Source organism: Terriglobales bacterium, assembly GCA_035624475.1.
Classification (GTDB): domain Bacteria; phylum Acidobacteriota; class Terriglobia; order Terriglobales; family Acidobacteriaceae; genus DASPRL01.
In genome coordinates, this window is the sequence record DASPRL010000029.1 from 1 (window position 1) to 6869 (window position 6869).

Consider the following 6869-nt stretch of genomic DNA (forward strand, 5'->3'; position numbering starts at 1 on the left):
GATCTGAGTAGATTGAAAAAACGGTCGGCAGGACATCCTCTACGGAGACCTGGGAGTAATCCCAGCGCTCAATCATTGCCTGTACGTGTAGGGGAAGAGCGTTCGAGAGAACGTCGGGAGCCACTCGGACGCGCTCGATCAGCCCGACCCACGACCTCAACGTCTCGGTTACCCGGCTCATCGCTTGAACGTAGCCCGCCCCAAGGAGTACGTGCTCTTTGGCGCTGCGGCTGAGAAAGCGTGACCCTGGAGAGTCCACTGGATAACCGCGACCCGCTTCCCCCAACAATTCGAACATCGGCTTTTCGGTAGAGCCCTTCGTTCGCGCGGGGCGGAATAATTTTTCAAACATGCTGTCCCCACTAGCACCAAAGAGAGAGATCCCCAAGCATTGGACCAGCTAGCGCAGAAAAATCCTAGTTCTATTTCCCGCTGGACACCAGGGAATGGGTGATGGCGTGGACGGAGAGGGCGATGCGGTTCTGCACTCCCACCTTGCGCATGAGCTTGGCCACGTGCGCCTTGACGGTGCGCTCCTCGATGCCCAGCGAGGCCCCGATCTCCTTGTTGGAGCGCCCCGCCACGAGCAGTTCCAGCACTTCCTTCTCGCGGTCGGTGAAGGTGACGCGCCCGGCGGGGAAGATGCGTCCCGGCGAAGAGGTCACGCGCTCGATGAAGATGGAGAGCACGCGCCGCGGCGCCCACACCGAGCCCTGGTGCACGATGCGGATGGCCTGGATGAACTCCTGCGCCCCCGCGCCCTCGTCGATGTAGCCCTTGGCGCCCGCCGCCAGGGCCTTGAGAATGGTCTCGTCGTCGGCCCCGGTGCCGGTGACGATGATGCGCAGGTCGGGGCGCACCGCCTTCAGGCTGGCCATCACGTCGAACAGGTTCTGGGCGGCGCGGCTGCCCAGCAGCGCCAGGTCCACGTTCTGGTGCGAGGCGATCTCGCCCACCGACGAGGCCACCAGCTCGAACTCGGGTTCGGAATCGAAGAGCGCGCGAAAGCCCACGAAGCGCAGGGGGTCGCTCTCGATCACGGCGATGCGGATGCGCGGCTTCTTCACAGGTGCAGGTTTCATGCTGTCCTTCCGGCCAGAGTGGGGCAAGCATACGTCATTCCTCCCGCCCCTGGGAAGTGTGACCGAAGGCCCTGGCCTCGCGTAAGGGCTGGCTTTTGAGGTACATTGGCGGCCTTCTGGGAGGATTGGCTATGGGCAACCGGGTCTGGGCAGGGGTGGCGGGAATGGCAGTGCTGGCGGTGATGGCGGTGGCGGCCGCGGGCCAGGAGGCCCCGGCGACGGCCCCGCCGCAGGCGGGGGCGGCGCCCACCGCCGTCTATAAGCCCAAGTTCCCCGGCGACCCCGCCCGCAGCGAGCCCGAGGCCGCCGCCCTGGGCTACATGCGCACCCTGCTCCAAGCCCAGCGCGACTACAGGAAGAAGTTCGGCCACTACGCCGCCAGCCTCTACGCCCTGGCGGGCGGAGCGCGCTCCTTCACCAAGCGCATGGCCCGCACCGACCGCGGTGACTACACCGTCAGCTTCCACGGCGGCGGCAGCTACTTCTCCGTCGCCCTCACCCCCAAGCAGTTCGACGCCGCCCACCGCGCCTTCTTCCTGGACGACCACGGCGTCTTCCACGTCGAGGACGACAAGCCCGCCACCGCCGATTCGCCCTTGCTCAAGGAGTCGTTCCAGTAGCGGCCTACTGCGCCGGACCCGGCTGGATGTCCACGGCGCGGTCGTTCTCGAAGGTCACCACCAGAGGCTTGCCGCCGTTGGGGAATGTGAGCAGGCGCGTCGAGCCCAGCCCGCTGCCGTGCAGGTAGCCCACGCCCAGGGCGAAGTCCATCTGCAGTTCGCTCATCCCCAGCCGGGCCTGGTGGCGGTCGATGGCCTGCCAGATGTCCTGCGGCCAGTGCTGGTATAACTCGTGCGGGTCCTGCAGGTAGACCAGGTCGTCGATGTAGAGGCTGTAGTCCTGGCCTTTCACCGCCCCCACCGGGAAGGCGTAGGACTTCCCTTCCTTGCTGAAGACGGCCATGATCTGCTGCTGGCCGGGAGCGGGCGAGGCATCGCGCACCACCTCGGTGATCTCCAGGCGCTCGATGGGCCCCAGCAGCCCGGCCTCGTGCTGCAGATCGCTGTGGTGGCCGGCGAAGGGATAGTAGGTGACGCGGTAGCCCTCGCGCACCCACACCGGGTGTCCCACCAGCCCCTTCCGCGCCGATTCGAGGTCGTAGGCGTAGAGCTTCTGGGGCACGACGTAGGAGTCGGGGTTCAGCGGTCTCTCCGCTGCCGGCGGCGGAGGCTCGCTCTCCGCGTGGCGCTCGTAGAGGATGACGGCCAGGCGGATGGCGGCGGCCGCCATGGCCACCGCCAGGACGATCTGGATGCGGTTCCTGGTTTCCGGGCTGATGGTCATTCTAGGTGAGATAGGGCGAGCCGCTCTCCCCGCCCTCCCACTCGCGCCCCTGGCGCAGGTGGTCGGCCAGGCGGGAGAGCGCGTCCACGATGCGGGTGCCGCGCTCGATGTAGTCGGGGGCCTGCTCGAAGAAGTCGCGCAGCGGCTCGCGGTACTCGGAGGCCAGCACCGCCAGCCCCACCCCAGACAGCAGCATGCCGGCGGCCCGCCGCCCCGCCAGGAACAGCGCCACCCCCAGCCCGAACGATCCCGCCACCGTCGCCTGCTTCCAGCCCGTCATCTTGCGCATGGCTTCTCTCCCGGCCCCTAGTTTAAACAATCGCTTCCCTGGAAAGATAGGGACTGGCGGGCGGGCGCGCTTTCGTGTACTTTCTCGGCGTGCCCAAGATCACGGCTGAGCAAGTCCGCGCCGAGGTCAAGCGCTTCTGGGCCGTCATGTCCAGCAAGCGCGCCGACCAGTTGGCGGAAGTCTACGCCCACGAGTCCACGGTGTTCAGCTCCTCCGGGGCCCGTCCCGAGCCCGGACGCCTGGCCGCCGCACGCCGCCAGCGCGAGTACTTCCAGCCCCTCACCACCGTCACCACCACCCTGGGAATGATCGAGGTGGTGCTGCTGGGCGAGAGTGCGGCGGTCGCCAGCTACACCTTCCAGTTCCACGCCAGCAAGGTGGCCACCGCCGCCGGCGGGACGGTGGAAGAGATGATCGAGCACGGCCGCGGCACCCAGGTCTTCCAGCTCGAGCCCGACGGCAGCCTGCGCATCGTCCACGAGCACCTCTCCAGCGTGGACAAGAGCTAGCGCCCAGCGCGACGGGGCAAAATTGTCTCCCTGGCCGCTTCGCTGTACCATGGGCGGGTCATCTGTCCAGGCCGGCTTCTCCCCCGGAGGCGTAGGGCCGTGGCCCCACCCCAGAAAGAGACAGCGCCCAAACCCGCCGCGGCTCCGCCTCTCAGCGGCCGCGTGGCCGAGCGCTTCGTGCTGCGCGAGTGCCTGGGTGCGGGCGGCATGGGCGAGGTCTACCGCGCCGACGACACCCGCCTGCACCGCCCGGTCGCCCTCAAGCGCCTGAACCCCGAGCTGCGCGCCGACGAGCGCTACCGCGAGCACCTGCTCAAGGAGGCCCATCGCGCCGCCGCCCTCGACACCCAGCACATCGCCGGCGTCTACGACGTGCTGGAGGACGGCGGCGAGCTTTTCCTGGTCATGGAGTACGTGGACGGCGCCACCCTGCGCCGCCACCTTCCCGCCACCTACTCCGTCGCCGACTTCCTGGACCTCGCCGTCCAGTGCGGCGAGGCCCTGGTCGCCGCCCACGACAAGGGCGTGGTCCACCGCGACATCAAGCCCGAGAACATCATGCTCACCCCCGGCGGGCAGGTGAAGATCCTGGACTTCGGGCTGGCCAAGCAGATCCCCTCCATGGCGGACCAGAGCGCTCCCACCCGCACCGCCGCCAGCAGCACCGCCCGCGAGTTCAGCGGCACCTGGGGCTACATGGCCCCCGAGGTCCTGTTGCAGAAGCCCTCCGACGGCCGCGCCGACCTGTTCTCCCTGGGCGTGGTCTTCTACGAGATGCTGACCGGGCGCAATCCCTTCCTGGGGGTCAGCTTCGCCGAGACCGTAGACCGCACCTTGCACCGCGTCCCCGTCCCGCTCACCCAGCTCAAGCCGGAGACGCCTCCGGAACTGGAGCACATCCTCACCAAGATGCTGGCCAAAGATCCCGGGGAGCGCTACGCCACCGCGCGCGACCTGGTGGTGGACCTCAAAGTGCTGCAGCGGCAGATGATCTCCGGGGAGCGCATGCCGCTGCCGGCCGCGGCCGGAGGCGGGCGCCGGCTGGCCTCGGGGATGATCGCCTTGCTGCTGCTGGCCACGGTGGCGCTGGTGGGCATCGCCCTGTGGAAGCTGTTGCCCGGCCCGCCTCCGGCGACCTCCGCCCGGCCCGTGAATCCCCAATCCACGCTGCTGGCGGTGCTTCCCTTTCGCACCATCGGCGGCAACGCCGAGAGCCAGTTCTACGGCGAAGGCCTGTCGGAGACCATCAGCGCCAAGCTCAGCAAGGTGAGCGCCGGCCCCGGCCTGCAGGTGGTGCCGGCCGCCGAGGTGCACGCCCGTCACGTCACCGACCTGGAGCAGGCGCGCCAGGTGCTGGGCGTCAACCAGGTGCTGGAGGGCAGCCTGCAGCAGCTCGGCGACACCGTGCGCGTGAACTACTCGCTGGTGGAGGCCGGCAGCGGCCGCACCCTGAGCGCCGACACCATCACCGTCAAGGCCTCCGACCCCTTCGCCCTGCAGGACCGGGTGGCGGAGAGCATCTTCGCCAACCTGAATCTCTCCCTCAAGCCGGAAGTCCGCCAGGCCCTCGCCAGCTACGGCACCAAGATCGCCGCCGCCTACGAGCTCTACCTGAAGGGCACCGGCTACCTGCAGAACTACGATGATCCCAGGAACATCGAGGGCGCCATCGCCGCCTTCCGCGACAGCGCGGCCCTCGACCCCAACTACGCCCTGGCCTACGCCGGCCTGGGCCAGGCCTACTGGACCCGCTACGTGCTGAAGAAGGACCTGCCCTCGGTGGAGCAGGCTCGCCGCGCCTGCCAGCGCGCCGCCGAGCTGGATCCCAACCTGCCCGAGGCCCACGTCTGCCTGGGCACGCTGGAGGATGGCACCGGCCACTATCAGCAGGCGGTGGCCGAGCTGCAGAAGGCGCTGGCTGGCGAGCCCAACAGCGACGAGGCTTACCGGGGACTGGCGCACAGCTACGAGCAGTTGGGCCAGACCCAGGAAGCCGAGCGCACCTACCAGCGCGCCCTCGCTCTGCGCCCCAACTACTGGGGGGGCTACAGCGCCCTGGGATACTTCTACTATCGGCAGGCCCGCTACGACGACGCCATCCGCGAGTACCAGCGCGCCATCCAGCTCGCCCCCAACAATGCCATCGCCCTGTACTCGCTGGGCGGCCTCTACGTGGCCAAGGGCCGCTACCAGGAAGCCATCGACGTGCTGCGCAAGGGCATCGAGACCAAGCCCAGTTGGGGCGCCTGGTCCAACCTGGGGCTGGCTTACTTCCGTCTGCGCCGCTTCGACGAAGCCGTCACCGCGTACCAGCAGGCCTTCGCGCTGCAGCCCCAGGACTACCGCACCGCCGGCAACCTGGCTGACGCCTATTACTGGGCCCCCGGCCAGCGCGACCAGGCCGCGGAAGCCTATCGCCGCTCCATCCAGCTCGGCGAGCCGGCCGCCAAGGTGAATCCCAAGGACGCCGACGTGCGCCTCATGCTGGCCAACGCCTACGCCCGGCTGGGCAACCGCAGCGAGGCTCTGCGCCAGATCGATCTGGGTCTGAAGGCCAATCCTAACCACGCCGAGACCCTCTACTACGCCGCCCTGGTACACAACCAGTTCGGCGAGCGCGACGCCGCCCTGGCCTGGCTGCAGAAGGCCATCCAGGCGGGGTGGTCGCGGGCGGAGATCGAGCAGGCGGTGGAACTGGACGACCTGCGCAGCGATCCCCGCTTTCAAAAGCTGATGGCGGGCAAGTAGGAGAGGGCGAGTTCGCGGGGCCGCGCCTCGCCCTCGAGTTCAGGGACCGATGATGATGTGCGGGTCCCAGGTCTGCATCCGGCCCTTCACCATCACCTTGAGCACGGGCTTGTATTCGCAGCCCAGAGCGTCCTTGCGGGCCAGGCCGGAAAAGATCGCGGTCTGCAACATCTCGTCTTTGTCCTTGTCGTTCTTGACGCCGCCGATCACGTCTTGCGCGAAGGGGTTGGCGGGACAGTCCTTGGTATAGGCCACCAGCTCGGCGATGCGGAACTTCCGCTTGGCGCTGGAATACCACAGGATGGACTCCTCGTTGTGCGGCGAGACGTAGACCGGCGGGCGCTCCTTCTTCTTGGCGAAGGCCAAGATGCTCTCGATGTCATAGAGGCACACTTGGCCCTTCTTCCCTTTGTTGGCGATGTTGCAGCCCGCCTCTTCCGACATCCGGCTCGTCTGGTCGGGAAATTTCATCTTCTCTTTCATCACCGGCGGGGGAGGCGCTTGCTTCCCCTTGTCTTTCTGGGTGGGGGTCGGGCTGGGTGCTTGCCCCGCCGCCAGCGTGAACAGCAGGAAGACGGCCAGCAGGGGTATCAAGATCTTCTGCATCGGATGCCTCCTGAACCTGAGGTCTGAAAGTCCGTGGGGCATGGCATCGGCGGGGAAGCGATGAGGCCCTCATCGCAGGCGACGATGCGTCGCGAACATAGTGCGCCTAGCCCGCCGGAAGTGCAAGAAGAGCCTTGGCTTCCGGCTGCGGGAGGGGTGGGCCTGCGGTTGGCGGCGCGGCCCCGATTGCGATACCCTAGGGACGTCCTTCCGCCGCGCGCCCGTAGCTCAGCTGGATAGAGCGATTGCCTCCGGAGCAATAGGTCGGGAGTTCGAATCTCTCCGGGCGCG

7 protein-coding genes and 1 tRNA gene are annotated in these 6869 nt (G+C 67.8%); 4 read left to right on the forward strand and 4 right to left on the reverse strand.

The genetic code is table 11. The features are described from left to right. Positions 1 to 422: 422 nt before the first annotated feature. Positions 423 to 1082, reverse strand: a complete 660-nt coding sequence (locus tag VEG08_01445; protein HXZ26642.1) for a response regulator transcription factor — start codon at positions 1080 to 1082, stop codon at positions 423 to 425. A 131-nt stretch (positions 1083 to 1213) separates the two neighbouring features. On the opposite strand from VEG08_01445, the gene VEG08_01450 reads away from it, so the two are divergent. Further along, entirely contained in the window at positions 1214 to 1702 is a 489-nt protein-coding gene (locus VEG08_01450; protein HXZ26643.1) for a hypothetical protein, read from the forward strand. 4 nt (positions 1703 to 1706) lie between these two features. Here the strand turns inward: VEG08_01450 and VEG08_01455 are convergent, their stop codons facing one another. Then, positions 1707 to 2426, reverse strand: a complete 720-nt coding sequence (locus VEG08_01455; protein ID HXZ26644.1) for a hypothetical protein — start codon at positions 2424 to 2426, stop codon at positions 1707 to 1709. A gap of 1 nt (position 2427) precedes the next feature. Continuing rightward, a complete protein-coding gene (locus tag VEG08_01460; GenBank protein HXZ26645.1) occupies positions 2428 to 2715 on the reverse strand; it encodes a hypothetical protein in 288 nt (95 codons plus the stop codon). Positions 2716 to 2789: 74 nt separating this feature from the next. Here VEG08_01460 and VEG08_01465 point away from each other — a divergent pair, with 74 nt between their 5' ends. After that, on the forward strand, positions 2790 to 3224 hold the full coding sequence (locus VEG08_01465) for a nuclear transport factor 2 family protein (protein HXZ26646.1): 435 nt from the start codon (positions 2790 to 2792) through the stop codon (positions 3222 to 3224). Positions 3225 to 3323: 99 nt separating this feature from the next. Further along, complete coding sequence (locus VEG08_01470) at positions 3324 to 5972, forward strand: tetratricopeptide repeat protein (protein ID HXZ26647.1); 2649 nt, start codon at positions 3324 to 3326, stop codon at positions 5970 to 5972. A gap of 39 nt (positions 5973 to 6011) precedes the next feature. On the opposite strand, the gene VEG08_01475 is transcribed toward VEG08_01470, so the two are convergent. Next, a complete protein-coding gene (locus tag VEG08_01475) occupies positions 6012 to 6578 on the reverse strand; it encodes a hypothetical protein (protein ID HXZ26648.1) in 567 nt (188 codons plus the stop codon). Between the two features lie 217 nt (positions 6579 to 6795). Here VEG08_01475 and VEG08_01480 point away from each other — a divergent pair. Further along, positions 6796 to 6869: transfer RNA gene (locus VEG08_01480), tRNA-Arg, on the forward strand.

What these genes read in the sequence shown, in the direction of transcription:
- VEG08_01475 (HXZ26648.1), bottom strand. Translation starts at nt 6,578, where the DNA reads ATGCAGAAGATCTTGATACCCCTGCTGGCCGTCTTCCTGCTGTTCACG.
- VEG08_01450 (HXZ26643.1), top strand. Translation starts at nt 1,214, where the DNA reads ATGGGCAACCGGGTCTGGGCAGGGGTGGCGGGAATGGCAGTGCTGGCG.
- VEG08_01445 (HXZ26642.1), bottom strand. Translation starts at nt 1,082, where the DNA reads ATGAAACCTGCACCTGTGAAGAAGCCGCGCATCCGCATCGCCGTGATC.
- VEG08_01460 (HXZ26645.1), bottom strand. Translation starts at nt 2,715, where the DNA reads ATGCGCAAGATGACGGGCTGGAAGCAGGCGACGGTGGCGGGATCGTTC.
- VEG08_01455 (HXZ26644.1), bottom strand. Translation starts at nt 2,426, where the DNA reads ATGACCATCAGCCCGGAAACCAGGAACCGCATCCAGATCGTCCTGGCG.